At 63.0% G+C, this 17,653-nt stretch carries 14 protein-coding genes; 10 read left to right on the top strand and 4 right to left on the bottom strand.

Features of this window, described 5'->3' with window-relative positions; genetic code table 11:
* Positions 1-8: 8 nt before the first annotated feature.
* Both ACH82I_RS08195 and ACH82I_RS08200 read right to left on the bottom strand, forming a co-directional pair.
* A complete protein-coding gene (locus tag ACH82I_RS08195; RefSeq protein ID WP_413336589.1) occupies positions 9-743 on the bottom strand; it encodes a lysophospholipid acyltransferase family protein in 735 nt (244 codons plus the stop codon).
* 145 nt (positions 744-888) lie between these two features.
* A complete protein-coding gene (locus tag ACH82I_RS08200) occupies positions 889-1,671 on the bottom strand; it encodes an SDR family NAD(P)-dependent oxidoreductase (RefSeq protein ID WP_413336590.1) in 783 nt (260 codons plus the stop codon).
* Positions 1,672-1,775: 104 nt separating this feature from the next.
* Between ACH82I_RS08200 and ACH82I_RS08205 the strand changes: the two genes are divergently transcribed.
* The 7 genes from ACH82I_RS08205 (at position 1,776) to ACH82I_RS08235 (ending at position 10,674) form a co-directional block, all read left to right on the top strand.
* The gene (locus tag ACH82I_RS08205) at positions 1,776-4,028 is read left to right on the top strand and encodes an HAD-IB family hydrolase (RefSeq protein WP_413336747.1); all 2,253 of its coding nucleotides are present in this window, start codon (positions 1,776-1,778) and stop codon (positions 4,026-4,028) included.
* Positions 4,022-4,948, top strand: coding sequence for a hypothetical protein (locus ACH82I_RS08210; protein WP_413336591.1), 927 nt, complete (start codon positions 4,022-4,024; stop codon positions 4,946-4,948). Before ACH82I_RS08205 ends, ACH82I_RS08210 begins: the two co-directional genes overlap by 7 nt.
* Positions 4,938-5,723 carry a ferritin-like domain-containing protein gene (locus tag ACH82I_RS08215; protein WP_413336592.1) on the top strand — a complete coding sequence of 262 codons (786 nt, stop codon included), beginning with the start codon at positions 4,938-4,940 and terminating at the stop codon, positions 5,721-5,723. The genes ACH82I_RS08210 and ACH82I_RS08215 overlap by 11 nt, the downstream gene beginning before the upstream one ends.
* Positions 5,724-5,940: 217 nt before the next feature.
* Positions 5,941-6,621: a fasciclin domain-containing protein gene (locus ACH82I_RS08220; RefSeq protein WP_413336593.1), complete on the top strand. Its 681-nt coding sequence runs from the start codon at positions 5,941-5,943 to the stop codon at positions 6,619-6,621.
* A 147-nt stretch (positions 6,622-6,768) separates the two neighbouring features.
* A complete protein-coding gene (locus ACH82I_RS08225) occupies positions 6,769-7,431 on the top strand; it encodes a sigma-70 family RNA polymerase sigma factor (RefSeq protein WP_413336594.1) in 663 nt (220 codons plus the stop codon).
* Entirely contained in the window at positions 7,428-8,306 is an 879-nt protein-coding gene (locus tag ACH82I_RS08230; RefSeq protein WP_413336595.1) for an anti-sigma factor domain-containing protein, read from the top strand. Before ACH82I_RS08225 ends, ACH82I_RS08230 begins: the two co-directional genes overlap by 4 nt.
* A 211-nt stretch (positions 8,307-8,517) precedes the next feature.
* Positions 8,518-10,674, top strand: coding sequence for an MMPL family transporter (locus ACH82I_RS08235; protein ID WP_413336596.1), 2,157 nt, complete (start codon positions 8,518-8,520; stop codon positions 10,672-10,674).
* Positions 10,675-10,713: 39 nt separating this feature from the next.
* Here the strand turns inward: ACH82I_RS08235 and ACH82I_RS08240 are convergent, their stop codons facing one another.
* Positions 10,714-11,298 (bottom strand): MarR family winged helix-turn-helix transcriptional regulator, encoded by a 585-nt coding sequence (locus tag ACH82I_RS08240; protein ID WP_413336597.1) that lies wholly within the window; start codon positions 11,296-11,298, stop codon positions 10,714-10,716.
* A gap of 796 nt (positions 11,299-12,094) precedes the next feature.
* On the opposite strand from ACH82I_RS08240, the gene ACH82I_RS08245 reads away from it, so the two are divergent.
* The 3 genes from ACH82I_RS08245 (at position 12,095) to ACH82I_RS08255 (ending at position 16,010) form a co-directional block, all read left to right on the top strand.
* The gene (locus tag ACH82I_RS08245; RefSeq protein ID WP_413336598.1) at positions 12,095-12,568 is read left to right on the top strand and encodes a DUF2505 domain-containing protein; all 474 of its coding nucleotides are present in this window, start codon (positions 12,095-12,097) and stop codon (positions 12,566-12,568) included.
* A gap of 1,214 nt (positions 12,569-13,782) precedes the next feature.
* Positions 13,783-14,754 carry an NAD(P)H-binding protein gene (locus ACH82I_RS08250; protein ID WP_413336599.1) on the top strand — a complete coding sequence of 324 codons (972 nt, stop codon included), beginning with the start codon at positions 13,783-13,785 and terminating at the stop codon, positions 14,752-14,754.
* 452 nt (positions 14,755-15,206) lie between these two features.
* A complete protein-coding gene (locus tag ACH82I_RS08255; RefSeq protein WP_413336600.1) occupies positions 15,207-16,010 on the top strand; it encodes an NAD(P)-binding domain-containing protein in 804 nt (267 codons plus the stop codon).
* A gap of 17 nt (positions 16,011-16,027) precedes the next feature.
* Here ACH82I_RS08255 and ACH82I_RS08260 read toward each other — a convergent pair whose 3' ends face one another.
* Complete coding sequence (locus ACH82I_RS08260) at positions 16,028-17,602, bottom strand: acetolactate synthase large subunit (RefSeq protein WP_413336601.1); 1,575 nt, start codon at positions 17,600-17,602, stop codon at positions 16,028-16,030.
* Positions 17,603-17,653: the final 51 nt, after the last annotated feature.

The following is a 17,653-nucleotide window of genomic DNA, read 5'->3' on the forward strand; positions in this document are numbered from 1 at the left end:
TGGTTCGCTCAATTCTTCGTCCTTTCATCCATCACGGTGTGTTCGCCGCGGACACCGATGTCAGCGGCCCCAGCGGCGAAGAGCTCCTCGACGACGTGCCTCACCCGTGAGGTCAGGGCTGCAAGCGATTCCTCCGGTCGGGCGACGACCGGCTCGCCGAAGACTACGCGCACAGGTGGCCTGCCGGATACGGGCCACGATCGCCCCTTGGGCATCGCTTCGAAGCCGCCGATGACGGCCGTCGGCACGATCGGGACTCCGGCATCGACTGCCAGCCTGATCGACCCAGCCTTGAAATCGGCAATCGTGCCGTTCTTCTGGCGGCCTCCCTCGGGAAACAGCAGAACCGGCACCCCCGACCGCAGAAGGGCGCGAGGGATCTTCGCACTGCCGCGGGCAGCGTCCCGATAGATCGGAAACGCATTGAAGAGCCAGCGAACGAAGAGCCGCTTGTGCCACGACGTGAAGAAGTAGTCATAGGCGACCCCGGTCGCCAGAAAGCGCGACTGCTTCCGCGGCAGACTCTGCGCGATGATCGGCGCATCGAGATGCGAGGTGTGGTTGGCAATGACGAGGAAACCTCCGTTGAGTCGCCGTACCGCCGGCGCAATCGTCACCGTCTGAGTGATCGTCGAACGGACGAGGCTGCGGAAGAGGACACGCTGGAGGAAGAATCGGAATGCAGCGCGCGTGCGCGATCGGTACTTCGACGGCGCCGAGGTTGGGAGGGTGTAGTCAGTCATCGGTGAGTGTTCGGAGCCGAGACCGCTGCTGGATTGACGTTCCGACGACATTCTCCGTCCCCGGCCCGTGGCGGCCGACCGCGAAGGCGGTTCGGAATGCTCTCCAGAGTCCGAGTGAGATCTTCCAGTGTTGAGCATCGTCGCTCTAAACCTCCTGTTGCCGTCGAGAAGTGAGTGCAGCAGAAAGGTGATGGATCACCGGACGCGGCAGCAGTCGCAATGTCGTCGAGATGACCTTCCATCGCAGCTGCGGCACGGAGATCCTCTTTCCACGTGCGACGTCTCGCAGGCATCCCTCCACCAGCATGTCCGCGTCCATCCAGAGGATGTCGGGAATCGACGTTCCGGCGATGCCGGCGCGGGAATGGAATTCGGTGCGCACCCAGCCGGGGACAAGAGCTGTCACGGTGACTCCTGTTCCTGCAGTCTGAACTGACAGCGCTTCCGAGTAGTTCTGCGTCCACGCTTTGATGGCCGTGTAATTGTTCTGCGTCAGTGCCGCGCTGACGGAACAGACATTGATGATCCAACCACGCCCCCGCCGCTTCATCGACCGAGCGGCGGCTCCACCGATGACCAGGACAGCGCGCTGCATCACTTCGAAGCCCCGATCATGGTCGGAGACATCCTGACTGAGCAGGCTCGAACGCACCGAGAAGCCGGCATTGTTGACCACGATGTCGATCGCGGGCTCGGGACCGAGATCTTCGATCCGCGCAGCCACCTCGGCGTGAGCCTGCCTGTCAGCAAGGTCAGCGACCATTGTGGCGACGTCCACCCCGTAATCGCAGCGAATCTGCTCAGCGAAGGACTCCAGCGCGACGGGATCTCGGGCAACGAGAACAAGATGGACACCGCGCCTGGCGAAGGCGCGGGCAAAAGCCGCACCGATCCCCGCGCTGCCACCGGTGATGAGGGCCACATTCATATTGCTACGATACAGGCATCCACGAACGCGACCGCACCGAATCATTGACGACCGCTGGGTTCGTGACTGTGCCAGAAAGTTCTCTCTATCCGATAGGTTCCCGAATGCAACAAAGCCGATATCTCCTCACGGGTGCCACAGGGTTCCTTGGTCAAGCGGTGCTGCAAGCCCTGCTCGAAAGTGATCCGCACGTGCGCATCACCGCACTCGTGCGTCCCCGAGGGGACCGATCGGGACATGATCGTCTGCAGCGGATCCTCGGTAAGCCGGTCTTCGCATCCTGGATCGCTCGGGTCGGCGAGGAGGCGGTGCATGAGGCGTTCGATTCACGAGTCACGGTCCTCGAGGGGGATCTCGCTGATCTGCCGCCACTGACCGATCGCTATGACGTCGTCATCCACTCCGCGTCGAGCGTATCCTTCGACGCCGCCATCGACGAGGCATTCCATACCAATGTCGGCGGAGTCGAGCGACTCTACGCCGCCTTAGCGGAATCGGATCAGGATCCCCACGTCATCCATGTCTCGACAGCCTATGTCGGAGGTATCGCAAAAGGAGTCGTCCAGGAGTCCCGGTTGCGCCACACCGTCGATCACGACGATGAGTTCCGGGCCGCACGACTGGCCAGGGAGAGCGTCGAGGCAGAGTCCAGACAACCCGAGAAGCTGCGTCGTTTCATCCGGATCGCCCAAGCGCAGAGCTCTCGGATGGGGCCCAAATCTGTCGCAGCCGGTGCAGAGGCCGCCCGGGAGAAGTATGTGAGGGATCGGCTCGTTGAGTTCGGGCGCACCCGTGCACAGTCGCTGGGTTGGACGGACATCTACACCTTCACCAAGGCCCTGGCCGAGCGCATCGGCGAGGAATGGGCCGCCGAAGGCCATCGGGTCTCGTTCGTTCGCCCGTCCATCATCGAATCCGCCTTTCGCCGGCCGAGCCCCGGATGGATCGACGGCTTCAAGGTCGCGGATCCGCTGATCATGGCCTACGCCAAGGGAAGCCTGTCGGAATTCCCCGGGCACGCCGACTCTGTGCTCGACATCATCCCCGTCGACTATGTCGTCAATGTCATCCTGGCCCTTGCCGCGCACGGCTCGCTCGAGCAGCAGATGGGAGATCCCCAGAGCAGCCCCACCCTGCCCGCCCCAGGCGACTCCTCGGCCGAGTACTACCAAGTCGTATCGGGCACGAGCAACCCCCTTCCTTTCCATCAGCTGGTCAGGACGGTTCGCGAGTTCTTCCTTGCCCACCCGCTGCCTGACAGCGAGGGAGTCCCCACGGTGGTCCCCGAATGGAGCTTCCCCAGCTCAGAGCTGATCGAACAGCGCATCCGGTTGAAAGAACTGGCGACCGGTGTCGGCCGCGAGGTCGTCGAAAGGCTGCCCGCGTCCACGCGCACACGTGCCCTGGCCTCTCGGCTCGTCAAGACCGACACCAAGCTGAAATCACTGCGTCAGTTCGCCGACCTCTACCGGCAGTACACGAAGACCGAGATGATCTTCGACGACACGAACACGAGACGACTGCTCGCCCGGCTGCCGGATGAGTACCTGTCCCACCGCGGGTTCGACGTGACCGAGATCGACTGGCAGGACTACTTCAAAGACATCCACATTCCGGCAATCACGGAACTGACTCGAAGCTACTCGCGCGACCGCCAAAGACGCGAGAATCAGCGCACTCCGACACCGCTGCGTTCCACCTCCGAGGCGCTGGCGGTCTTCGATCTCGACGGGACAGTGATCTCGGCGAACATCGTTCAGCAGTTCGTCGCGGTCGTTCGCGCCACCAGGCCGATCCACAGATGGCCGGCGGCGTTGGGAACGATCGCCGGCATCGTCCCCGGGCTGCTGCGCGCCGAGTATCGGGACCGTTCGGAGCTCATTCGCATGGTCAACCGCCGGTATCAGGGCTTCCGCCTCGATGACCTGCGCGAAGCCGTCACCGGACGTTTCGGGCAGGCGATCCGGGACTCCATTCGCCCGCAGGCCAGGAAGCTGATCGACGAGCACCGCGCCGCAGGTCATAGGACTGTGCTTCTGACGGGCGCTCTGGATGTCCTCGTCGAACCGATCGCCGATCTCTTCGACGAGGTGGTGGCGACCCGGATGGATGTCACCGATGACGGCGTTCTCTCGGGGTTTCTCGCACAACCCCCCTTGGTCGATGAAGCACGGGCGAACTGGCTGCGCAAATACGCCGATACGGTGGGGGCCGATCTTGCGCGATCGACCGGCTATGGCGATTCCCTCGGCGATGCGGCATGGCTCGAGCTCGTCGGCAGCCCCGTGGCCGTTACACCGGATCTCGGTCTTTACGGGCTTGCTCTGAAGAAGCGATGGAAGGTGATGGAATGGTGACGAACAGCAGACCGCAGGTCGAACATCCTCCCGGACATGTGCGCGGGCGGCTGTTCTCCGATGTAGAACATCCCATAGTGCTCCGCACAGAGTTCGACGTCCCCGGCTATCTCGCCCAGGCTCGAGGCCGCATCGCGGTCGACTCCGAGCGCATCGAGATCAGCGAAGACGAAGCACGAGATCTCGGGTTCCTGTGGCGACTGGAGAACTCAGCCTTGGCCGAAACCCGGGCCCTGCTCGCCTCGTGGACGGCCAACGAAGCGCGAATCACCGCTTTCGTGACGGGGTGGGGCTACGAACGGTATTGGCTGGCGCGAGCACTGCGCGACATCCTCGAGGCCTCGCCGACCCCCTCGGCCGACTCGGCCACGCCAACGGATTCGCGCAGGGGCCCGGTATCGAGGCTTCGCGGGATCTGGGTCGAACGCGGCCTTCCGATCCTCGCGCCAGTCATCGGCGGGGTGGTCAAGGAACCGCTCACCGCCGGGCACATGGCTCGGCTCGCCATCCAGGAGGCCACCCTGCAGGCAGCTGAGCGAGCGGTTCGTGCACGGCTCGGTGGTGAGGCCGCTCGCGTCCTGACCGAGATCATCGACCGACGCGAGGAGATCATCGCATTCTTCCGCTCGGAGGCGGTGGCCCGGATCAGACGGTCACGGATCGAAGCGGTCACCGCCCGTGCCCACCTCATCCGGCCGTGGGCGCCGCTGCGGATCGTCGGAGTCGCCGAACCGGATGAGGCTCGCGCTCTGACGAGCATCTTCGCCTCTGCCGCCGACAGGCGCGGCCTCATCGACTCCGACGCTGAAATCGGACAGCTCCTTCCTGGGAACCCACAACCTTCAATGAATCAAGTCACAGCGGCGCTGCGCTCGACTCGCAGAGCCCATGCTCGAGCAGGGAGAAACCATGGCATTTGACTTCGACAAGTACGCCGAGACGTCCGAGGCGGTGAACTGGTCCGATCTGGATCTGGACGTCTTCGACGACATGCCATTGGACAAAGACACTCTCCGGTCAGTGCGATACATGTGCGACGTCGAATATCACACGACATGCTTCGTCCGGGAACTGCTCGTCACGCCCTCACATAGCGAGGACGCAACGGCTGCTTTCATGACGATGTGGAACCGTGAGGAGTTCTGGCATGGAGAGGCTTTGGCGGCCGTGCTCGAGAAGCACGGGATTCACGTCGATTACGACGAGGTCAAAGCCAAGCGGATGAGCTTGGGCTGGAAACTCGCTCTCGGACCCGCAAAGCAATCGATGCTCTCGAACATGGTGGGCACGGATTTCATTGCTGTGCACATGGCCTGGGGCGCGGCCAACGAGCTCTCGGCCACCGCCGGCTATCGGAGGATGGCAGCTATGCAAGACCACCCGGTGCTCTCTCCGCTGCTTGAGCGCATCGCCAAGCAGGAGACTCGGCACGTGGCCTTCTACACCACCCAGGCGCGACAGAGGCTCGACGACAATCCACGAGCTCAGAAGATCGTGCAATTGGCTCTGGGAAAGCTGTGGAAGCCCGTCGGCTCAGGGATGATGGACGATGCCGAGGTCAAACACGTGATGAGTCATCTCTTTCAGGACCATACCGACGAACTGGACAAACTCGACAAGAGCGTCCAGAAGCTGCCTGGACTGGACAAGCTGACCATCTTCCGCGATGCCTTTGCTCGCTTGGGAATCGGCTGACCGCCACATCCAGTTCCGTGCTGAGTGAGAGGTTGACCCGTGGTCGGTGTGCCCGCAGCGCAGGGCGGTACTGCTCTCACAGAGAAACTTTCCACAATTCTTCACGATTCTCCCATCCAGAACCACGGTTGCTGCGAATACCCAGTACACAGCGAGCACTGGAGACAACTTCACAGCTGTGGGCCGATACGCACCACTGTTCACAAGGAGAAGAACGATGAAAACACTGCTTCGCACACGTACCGCAACCATCCTCTCAGCCGGCGCCATCGGACTCCTGGCACTGTCGGGCTGCGGGGGCATGGACTCCGGCAGCGAGGACTCCGGTTCCGAATCCTCCAGCACCGAATCCCAGGCCGCTGAGTCCGAGATGCCCGAGGAATCCGGTGATGCGTCGATGGCCGGTGGCGACCTCGTCGGCTCCGGCTGCTCGACCTACGCCGAAGAGAACCCCGACGGTGGGGGCTCGGTCGAAGGAATGGCCCAGGACCCGGTGGCCACCGCGGCTTCGAACAACCCGATGCTGACCACCCTGACGAAGGCCGTCTCCGGTGAACTCAACCCGGATGTCGATCTCGTCGACACCCTCAATGGTGACGAGTTCACCGTCATCGCCCCCGTCGATGACGCGTTCGCCGCCGTGCCGAAGGACGACCTCGACGCCCTGGCCAAGGACTCGGACATGCTGACGAAGGTCCTGACCTACCACGTCATCCCCGGACAGCTGAGCCCCGATGAGATCGCCGGTGAGCACGAGACCGTCGAAGGCTCGAAGGTGAAGATCTCCGGTGAGGGCGAGGACATGAAGTTCGACGATGCCGGTCTGGTCTGCGGCGGAGTCAAGACCGCCAACGCCACCGTGTACATGGTCGACAGTGTCATGATGCCCAAGGACTGACATTGAGGTGACCGTGAGTCACTCTCACTGCAGTGAGGTGGCCGGGGAACGATCCGTCATGTCGCGATCGGTCCCCGGCCACCCTGTTCCTCCCCCACCCGCTGGACATTGCGCGAAACGATGTCTGTGGGATGACATGATTGGTCAATGAGTTCAGACGATCCGACGACGTTTCGACCAGGACCCCCAGGGTCTGCACCACAATCCCGGTACCCGGGCACAGACACACCACCCGAGGAGTCCGGATCGAGGGGATGTGCACCGGCGGACCCCAGCGGCGAACTGCTGCTGAGGATCGCCACGGGTGACGCGGCGGCGTTCGAGAAGCTGTTCACGGACCAGTCGAGGATCCTCATGGCCGTGATCGTGAGGATCGTGAAGAGCCGGTCACTGGCCGAGGAGGTGCTGCAGGAATGCTTCACCGAGGTGTGGACGCGGTGCTCGGGTTTCAACCCCGCGAGGGGAACGGGCCGGGCATGGTTGGTGACTCTGTGTCGCAGGCGAGCCATCGACTGTGTCCGCAGCGTCCAGTCCCAGCAGGACCGGGACCTCGCCGATGGGCTCCGGTCCACCGCCGAGACCGGTGACGAGGTCGAGCAGACAGTGATCGACCGGGCGGAGTCAGACCGGACGGTCTCAGCATTGAAGGGACTGCCGGAGGATCAGAGCAGACCGATTGTGATGGCGTTCTACCAAGGTCTGACTCACGCTCAGATCTCTCAGAACCTCAAGGTCCCGTTGGGGACCATCAAGTCACGGATCAGAGACGGAATGAAGAAGCTGCGAGAGGAATTGGAGGCGGATCGATGAGCACCGATCGTGATTATCTGGCCGCTGGCCTGGCACTCGGGGGACTCAGTGACACTGAACTGGTCGAGGCACAGGCCCTCGCCGTCTCCGATGCCGACTTCCGTGCCGAGGTCGCCGACTACGACGAGACGATGTCGCTGGTCGCCGGCTCCGATGAACCGGTTGAAATCAGTGGGAACACCCGCCAGGCGATCCTCTCCATCCCCGCGACCCATGCGCAGGAGAATTCAACGGCAGCGGACCCGGTTGAACCCGCACCCCCAGCCTCCCTGGCTGACCACCGCGAATCCCGTGAGCGCAGCGAGTCTCAGGACAGCAGCGAGCCGCACGAACGCGTCGACGGCAGCCACAGCACTGGCCGCGAATGGGGCGGTGGCCGCGGTCCGAACCGCCGAACCAATGCTGGGCGTCGCCGATCATGGTTGCCCTATGCGGCCGCAGCGGCCGCCCTCATCGTCATCACCGGTTCCGGCGTCACGATCTGGCAGCAGACGCAGCATCAGAACCAGCTTGAGGAGGACCTCGCGTCCACGCAGCAGCAGCTCGACGAGTCTGCACGGTTGATGGAAGCCGACGATCTGCAAACGCGCACGAAAGACCTGCCCGAAGGGGGAACGGTCACGGTGCTGTCCTCGGAGTCCGAGCAGCTCATCCGTCTCAGCCCCCGTGATGTCGGGCAGGCTCCGGCCGGGAAGTCGATGCAGATGTGGGTCATCGGGATCGATGGACCTGAAAGTGCGGGACTGATGACCGATCAGCCGGTGACGATCACTGACCATGAGTTCGCCACCGGCAGCGTCTTCGGCATCACCGTCGAACCCGAGGGCGGTTCCGAGCAGCCGACCACGGACCCGATCGTCGCTATCGGCCTCTAGACCATACCGCCGTACCCCGCAGGAGGGCACACTGCCGCAGACCAAGAAGCTGCACACTTTGAGTCAGAGAGCTCTGGTTGCAACCAGTGGTCTCTGACTCAACCGGAGTAAGACCGCGCTCACCGTCTTCCAAGCGATACCCCGAGACTCGACTATCGTACTGCAGCATCAGTGGTTGGATTTATACTTCACCTAGTGAAATACTAGCTAGGTGAATGAAATTCTTGAATCGCCGGCGCGTGCCCGCCGGATCGCCCGCATCATCGTTCCCGCCGCTCTCATCGTCGTCTGGTTCGTCGTCTTCGGGTTCGGCGGAATGAGCTTCGGGTCGATCAGCGAGGTCGCCACGGATGAGAGAGCGTCATTCCTCCCGTCGAGTGCAGAGTCGACGAAGGTGCAGAACGAGATTGCGAGGTTCACGGGTTCGGATGCGATCCCTGCGATCGTGATTGCCGAACGCGGAGGCGGACTCACCGACGCCGACCGAGAACAGCTTGAGACGTTCGCCGACCAGGCCGGCGACATCGTTCCCGGCGCTGAGGCCTCTCCCGTAATCCCATCGGAGGACAATGAGGCGGCCGAACTCGTCGTCTCAATCCCGTCCGACGCCGAGATCGGAGACGTGGTTGAGCAGCTCGAGAGTGATGCCGACCAGACACTGACGGACATGGACGTGTGGGTGAGCGGCCCCGCAGGATTCACAGCCGACCTGCAGGAGGCCTTCGGCGGGATCGATGGAATCCTTCTCGTCGTCGCACTGGCCGTCGTCTTCGTCATCCTTGTCGTCGTCTACCGCTCACCACTTCTGCCGATCCTCGTTCTCCTCAGCTCGATGACGGCACTCTGCGCGGCGGTGCTCATCAACGTCGCCCTGGCCCGCGAAGGCATCGTGACCCTCAATGGTCAGGTCCAGGGCATCCTCTTCATCCTCGTCATCGGCGCCGCCACGGATTACTCGCTGCTCTACATCGCTCGATACCGTGAATCGCTGAGAGACAGCCGCTCCGCCTCCACCGCGGCGTGGACGGCGATCCGCGGGGTCGTCGAACCGATTCTTGCCTCTGGCGGGACAGTCATCGCCGGCCTCCTGTGCCTGCTACTGTCCGATCTCGGCTCGAACTCTGCGCTCGGTCCGGTCGCGGCCATCGGCATCGCCTGCGCAATGCTCGCCACGCTCACCTTCCTCCCTGCCATGCTCGCCGTCTTCGGACGCGCGGCATTCTGGCCGCGCAGCCCCCGGTACGGCAGCGCCCATCCGGAGCTGACCGGGCCAAATGCCACCGGGCTATGGCCACAGGTGGGACGCTTTGTCTCCGCGGCCCCACGACGAATCGTCGCGGGCGTCGCCGTCGTCCTCGTCGCCGGCTGTGCAGGCCTCGTGCTCCTCGACGCCGACGGTGTGCCGCAGAGCGACTTCGTCCTCGGACAGAGTCAGGCTCGAGACGGGCAACAGGCCATCGACCGGCATTTCGCGGCCGGATCGGGCAACCCCGCGTACGTGCTCGCGCCAAGTGACGAACGAAGAGAGGTCGCCGAGGCGATCTCGTCGACACCTGGAATCGACAGTCTCAGCCTCGTCGCTCAGGATGCCCTCTCGGGAACAACCCCGGTCGACGACGACGGCGCTGTCGCCAAGGATGGATCAGCAGGCCCGCCGCCGGCCGAACCGACCGAGATCGACGGACAGATCATGTTCTCCCTGACTCTTTCCGCTCCCGCCGACTCGCTCGAAGCCGAAGGCATGGTCGAGGAGCTGCGCGAGAATCTCACATCGACTCAGGCGCTGGTGGGAGGCAGCACGGCTGTTGATCTCGATACGAACACCACGTCATCGAAGGACCGGGCAGTGATCATTCCCATCGTCCTGGCAGTCATCACCGTCATGCTCGCCTTCCTCCTGAGATCGCTGCTGGCACCCCTGCTGCTCCTCGCGACCACGGTCCTGAGCTTCGGCACAGCGCTGGGGATCAGCGCACTCATTTTCCGCCTCATCGGGCAGCCGCAGTCCGATCCGTCGGTGCCGCTGTACGCTTTCGTCTTCCTCGTCGCATTGGGAATCGATTACAACATCTTCCTGATGACCCGCGTTCGCGAGGAGACGCTCACCCACGGGACCCGGGAGGGAGCACTGCGAGGGCTCTCGGTCACCGGTGGCGTGATCACGAGTGCAGGAATAGTTCTTGCGGCTACCTTTGCCGCTCTCATCGTCATCCCGATCCAGTTCCTGCTTCAGCTCGCGATCATCGTCGCGATCGGTGTCCTCCTCGACGCGCTGATCGTGAGGACCCTTCTCGTCCCGGCACTCACGCTGTGGATCGGAGACAGGATCTGGTGGCCATCGCGCCTGGCGAACCCCGCCAAGCACTGAGGTTCCAAGGAGAGACTTCAGCGGCCATTGCTCGATGGCTCAGGTCCGTGGGTCCTCGGCGACCTCCTGTTCGCTGCCGTCGCCCTGGGAGAAGTCCGGGTCCGTGAGATCGCGTTTCGTCTCTCGGAGGAAGCGGATGACGACCTCGCGCTCACTGGAAGTCAGTCGGGCGGCAGCATGAAAACGCCTGGACTGGGCCCGCCCCACCGTTTCGATCGCCGTGGTGTAGGTGTCCGTAGTGATGCTGATCGCCTGTGCCCGACGATCGTTGGGGTGAGGTTCACGCACGATGTGCTCACCGCGCTCGAGCCGATCGAGCAGCTTCGTCGTCGCCGAAGCGGAGATGCCCAGGTGTTCGGCGATGCCTCCAGGCGTCCCCACTCGCTGCTGATTTCGGCAGATGATGAGATAGTGGATCGCCCGCATGTCGGTGGCGTTGAGCTGCATGTACTTCTGCGACTCCTCCGACATGGCCCGTTCGGCTTCGCGCAGCTCGCCGAATGCTGCCATCAGCTCCCCGATCTGGGCGATCGCTTCGGGGGACAGCTCGGAGCGGTCGACGAGGTGCTGCTCGGGATCGCTCGAGTCGATATCGTAGACCGCCGACTTCGCGATTTCTGACATCGTCCATCTCCCATGATCGCCCGTCTGGCTCTGTGACCGTGGCGTTGGTCCGCGGAAACCGTTCACCCCTCCCCGATTCTAGACGCCAAAGCAGGTCAGCGCGTGACACTGAGCGTCGTTCAGGCTCATGCTCATCGCAGAAGAATGTTCGCCTCCAACGGCGGGCGGGCCAGCGGTCTCAGCCGAATCTTCCGGCCGCACGCGGCTTGTCAGCGGGATGTGCAAGACGTCAGTTGTGCGTTCACACCGCCACGTCGTGCCCGCAGCCAAGCATGGCTCCGCTGTTCCAGTAGGACTGCCCGGGTGGTACAGACGAAAGCGCAGTCTTCTGGATCGGACATGCCACTGCAGTCACGGTCTGGTCGACGACGATGGTCGCGCTGGGGACTGGCTCATGCCACCGACGAGTGGTTGCGGCAGGACACGACACGGATCACGAAGATCGACCGCACCGGACTTCGTGCCGATCGGAGCCCTGTGGGGAGGAACCGGACACCCGCTGGTGAGACGGGCGGGCGCTGCGGGGAGGACTCGCCACCATCAACGACTTGATAGCTTGGCCGGATTGCCAGTTGAGGTCAGAAGGCGCAGATCCGAGACCTTCGTCAATAGGGCCTGGCAGATCCCAGGTTTCCATGGTCTCCGCAGCTCCACCTATTCGGCGTCAAGGCGACATCGCGAGCCGGTGCTGTCCTGGGCGAGATGGACCATCCAAGGCGCTCGTGCAGGTCGGCAAGATCGACAGCGGTGTCTCATCGGCAGATGGTCCGACAGCCGCCATGCCATAATCTCTCTCATGAAGAGATCTGAGCTCAGACGTCAAATGCCGATGCGGCCAGCACAGATCCTCGATTTCTTCGCTGACGAACAGACCTGGGTCCAGGACGGCGGAAGCATGCTGCTGCAGTCCGGCAGAACTGATGGCCTCCGGTTAACTGCCTCGATACCGATCTCGCGCGATCAGATCCCCACTGCGGCGCAGCGGTTCCTCGGAGCGGAGGCGACGATCGTCCAGCACATCAGCTCAGAACCTGTCGCTGACGATGCCACCGAATCGAATCTGCGGATCACGGCAGAGATTCCCGGTGCCCCCATCAACGTGCAGGTCGATACTTCATTGCTCCGTGTGAACGATGATGTCACTGCTCTGCACGCCCGGATCACGATCGACTGTCCACTCCCCTTGGTCGGGCCTATGATCGAATCAAGTGCTCAGCCGTATGTCGAATCGATGATCGCTCAAGGCTTCGACAGGCTATCGGCCTCTTGAGGTTCAGGTCGTGATCACGTGGGCGAGGTGTTCGGCCCAGGTGCTGCCTGTTATTCGAGCCTCGGATAGCCATCACTTCTCGAATTTCACATCTGTCACCGCATGCTCATCCCCATTGGATGCCCGTTCATTGTTGACGAGAATCATCATGTGCTCGTCAGTCTCAGTATTCGTGTAGTCGACTTCGACTGAGCCAGCCGCCCCGCTGGTCCCACTGCGATCCCAGTGCGAAGCGGCTGAGTCTCCGTGGTCTTCCAGGGTCAAGATGGCGCTGTCCGTCCCCATCCTCTGCACAGCTATGTCAGAAGCTTCACCGAACGCACGCACGAAGGCGTCTGCGTAGGATGCCGCATCGGTCGGGAGCTCCTGAGATGCGTTGCCGCTGGCCGTGGACGCAGGCGAAGTGGCCTGAGTCTTGTCCGTTTGTGAGCTCGCCGGCGATCGCGAACCTTCGCCTGGCGTAGGTGCCTCGCTACCACCGGACTGCACAGATTCAACACTCGAGCTGGTTGAAGTTTCAGAAGGCTGAGGGTCTGCGGCTCTCACGTCTTCACTCGAGCAACCCGAGGCCACGAGCGCCGTTGCTGCAACGGCAATGACTGCTGACAGGTTGCGAATCGTCGGGGCCATTGTTCCTCCCTCTATCGACAGCATCGTAGATCTTCGTCTACGCAAAATGGGCGATCCTCAGTGCGAACCGGGAAAAGTTGCCGAGTTCAAGCAATGGAACCGCCGCCATGACACGTGCGGCAGCTTATCACTCCTCCCACGCGAAGATCTCGACATGCACAGCACTGGAGTGCCCGAGCACGCAGTCGGTCGCAGGATCGGCGCGGAGAAGGCAATGACTGAATTTTTCCGATCAGAGCCGTTCGGCTCCGCTGAAACGAGAGGGTCGCGACTACCCCACCAGTCACTTGTGGCGCGTAAATGCACACGGCATCCGTGTCGATGAGACCCGCGAGAACTTCCGAGTACGGTGCGATCGGCAAGTCGATTCGTTCACACAAGCATTCGCGGTCGGTGTGCGAGGGCGAAGTCTTCTCAAGATCGAGGACCAGACGATCATGGGCTGAGAGCTCGTTGGAACTACCGGGATCTACGACTCCGAGTCCTCCCTACTGAAGCGACTCCTCAGAACTCGACGGGAACTTCGACAGGCAGGAGTAAACTGGGGGAAGTTCCTCAGGTACCTCATCACGTGAAGAGCTCATATGCGAGTGCTTGTCATCGGGGCAACAGGTTATGTCGCCTCCCGTCTCATCCCCACCCTGCTCCAACGCGGGCATCACGTCACCGCTGGAGCAAGAGCGCTCGAAAGGCTCGATCGTTTCTACTGGTCAGACTCAGTCGACCGAGTCGAGGTCAACGTTCTTGACCAAACCTCCATCACGAATGCCATCGATCCGACAATTGAGACCGTCATCTACCTCGTCCACGGGATGGATCGCGAAGATTTCCGAGCAGTCGACCGAAAGGCGGCGGAGAACCTTGTTGCCGTGCTTCCCTCGACCAACGTTCAACGCCTTGTCTACCTCTCCGGTATCGTGCCGGATATTGACCGTGAGGCTCTCTCGGAGCATCTGCTGTCACGCCTTGAAGTCGAAGAGACTCTCTCGCAAGCTTCGCAGACTGTGATCACTCTCAGGGCAGCAATGATCATCGGAGCTGGATCAGCAAGCTTCGAACTTATGTCCAAACTCACCCGCCGGCTTCCCATCACAGTCGTTCCATACTGGATGCGACATGACGTTGAACCCATTTCCATCGAGGACTTGACGCTGGCAGTCGAGGCAGCGATGACGGCAGCCGTCTCCTCGGGCCATTACGATGTCGGCGGTGGTCATCGCATCGCCTATACCGACCTGTTGGACCTGTACGCAGAAGTCGCGGGGATCAATCGCGATCAGCTTCACTTGCCCTTTCTTCCTGAAACGATGGTCGCGAAGGTTGCTGCGCGCATCACAAGCGTGAACACGTCGACCGCGCAATCACTCATCGAAAGTTTGAGGGAAGATATGGTCGCCGCCGACACACGGTGGATCAGCGAGCTTGCAGCCGACCGCAGCGGCTCTGAACTCACCAGTGTGCGTGAGGCGATCCAGCGATCTTTGACGACTCCCGATACCACTGTGGCCCCTTCGGCCCGTGATCCACTCGGACGTCTCCCCGGTGATCGACACTGACCCTCAGCCCCGTCAACTCCTGCGATGCGGACACTGCCGCTTCATCGACTGATCGAACAGGTCGCCGGTGTGGAGAGCGCAGCTTGTGCAGACTGAAGGCCGCTGCAGCGTTTAGTGACATGTGACTGGCGAATCGCCGCACCCCTGCAGCAGCCGAAGCTCAGGCTTCGACATCGATGCATCCTCGATGGCGCTGTTCGCGTTTGGACAGTCCGATGCCTGCTCCAGTCCCACACGCTCACCCCGGATGTGCATCCGCCCGTTCGATTCTGGGGTATCGAGCCCGTCACCGTTGCTTCGGTCGTCGAGACCGGATCGCCACACGTCGCTGAAGTGGCGGCGAACTGTCACGGGCCTCCCCCAGATGAACCGGCATCGCACGCGCCTACCGGCGAAGCATAAGCTGGAAGTGACCGAATCGCCGGGCACAGACGATGCAGGAGGAGACGCACATGCAGCCAACGACGCTTCTTGTCGGGTGTGGGAGAGTCGGGTCCCGACTGGGTCTGCGCCTGGTCGACCGAGGCGAGTCGGTCGTCGCCGTCCGCAGGGACCCGTCCTCGCTTGCGCCCGCGTTCGTTCGCCTCGGTGTCGACCTCGAGGCGCCTCCGACAGTCGAGCTTCCGCAGGTTGATCGGATGCTCATCACCCTACCGCCGCCGGCGATTCCCGGCGGCTACCGGACTGCTCTCAACAACCTCATCGACGCGTTGCCGGCTGTGCCGAGCCGCACGGTGTTCGTCTCGTCGACCCGGGTATTCGAAGGATGGGGCCCGGATCATCGCGTGACCGAGGAGACCGAGCCCCGACCGGTCACTGAGAGGGCGGCAGCACTCCTCGACGGCGAAAACAGCGCACGGGAGCTCTTCGACGCGATCATCGTCCGCCCGGCGGGGATCTACGGGCCTGGGCGAGGTCGCTTGATCGACTCGGTCAGGAACGGTCGCCCGATCGACCGCTCACGTCTGACGAATCGCATCCATGAGCTCGATCTCGTCCGGGCGATCGAGGCGATCCTGGCCTCCTCGGAGCCGCCGCGTCTGCTCCATGCCGTCGACGGACACCCCGCGTGGCAGGGCGCTGTCGTCGATCACATCGCTCACCGACTCGGTGTTGCCGCTCCCGCTGGATCAGGTACCGGCGAACCGAGCGGTCGGTTCCTCGATGGCACCCTGCTGCGGAGCGTCCTCGGCTCGGTGCGGCATTCGGACTACAGAAGCGGATACGATGCCGTGATCAGTAGTGAGAATCATTGATCTCTCCAGGGTTCACCTCACACCAGGACGTCGATCAGCTGCGGCCCCGGGTCGGCCAGGGCCGCGTGGAAGGCACGGTCGAGCTTCTCGATCGTGTCGACTTGGGCGGCAGGGACGCCCAAGCCTCGGGACAGACAGACCCAGTCGATGTTCGGATTGTCGAGATCGAGAAGGGACTGTGCCTTCGGACCGAAGTCGGGGACGCCGACGTTGGACATCTCGTTGCGCAGGATCTGGTACTTCCGGTTGGAGAAGATGAGCACGACGATGTCGAGCTCTTCCCGGGCGTAGGTCCACAGCGCTTGCGGCATGTACATCCCTGAGCCGTCGGATTCGAGGACGATGACCTTGCGATCCGGGCTCGCGATCGACACACCGGCGCCGACAGGAAGTGCCCAGCCGATCGACCCGCCGGTCCCGCCGAGGTAGTCGTGGGGGTGGGAGTGCGCGGTCCGAGGGTAGAATTCCCGCCCCGTGGTGATCGATTCGTCGACGACGATGGAGTTCTCCGGAATCGCCCCGGACAGCCAGGTGGCGAGGCTCGACACCGTGATCGTGCCGCTGGGCACGGCGGCCGGGGCGAACTCGGCTCGCTCGCTCGGGTAGATCGCTTCGGATACCGCGGCCGTGTCCGGACCTGTTCCGAGGCTGTCGGCCAACGCCTCGAGGGCCTTCGCGGAGTCCGCGCCGATGGGGCTGAGCGGATAGAAGGCGGTGCCCGGTCGGGTGAGGACGCTGGGCTTGTCGGGGTAGGCGAAGAAAGCCACGGGCGGCTTCGCGTCGATGAGGACGACCGAGTCGAAGTGCCGAAGCACCTCGACTGAGGGTTCGACAGGATAGGGGATCTTCGTGAGCGTGACCCGGCCGGCCCCGCGCTCGGTGCGCGGGGCGAAGGTCTCCGCCAGCAAGCTTGCCCCTGTTGCGGCCGCGATGCGGGCGGCGACGTCGAGCTGCTCGGAGCGCAGGGCACGGCCGCCCAACAGGATCGCGGTTCTTGGGCCTTGCGTTCGGAGGCGGTCGGCAGCGGCGTCGACGACGTTCTCGTCGATGGTCAGTGCCGTCGACGGCGGTGCGCTGACCGGCCCGGTGTAGGCATCAGCGGTGTTCCAGGCTGTGTCGGCGGGGAGGATGAGCGAGCTGATTCTGCCCGGCAGACTGTAGCCGATGGCGTCGGCGGCATCGGTGGCGATCGTGTTCGCTGAGGGGGACGTCCGAACCCAATCGCTGAAAGGGCGCAGCGCACCTTCGATATCTGAGGTCAGAGGAGCATCGAGGCCTCGGTGATAGCCCGCGTGGTCACCGATGATGTTGACGATCGAGGATCTCGCCCGCAGCGCGTTGTGGAGGTTCGACAGCCCGTTGGCCGCCCCGGGCCCCAGATGCAGGAGGGTCGCTGCGGGTGCGTCGAGCATCCGCGAGTAGCCATCGGCGGCACCGGTGACGACTCCTTCGAAGAGTCCCAGCACTCCACGGATTCCCGGTTGCCGGTCGAGCGCAGCGACGAAATGCATCTCCGACGTGCCTGGATTTGCGAAGCAGACCTCGATCCCGTTGCCCGTGAGTGTCTCGAGGAGGCTTTCCGCACCGTTCATGACATCGTTCCCTTCGCGATCGGCCCGAGAGGACTTCGGCACCCGTGCACA

This window comes from Brevibacterium sp. GP-SGM9, assembly GCF_047300845.1.
GTDB lineage: Bacteria > Actinomycetota > Actinomycetes > Actinomycetales > Brevibacteriaceae > Brevibacterium.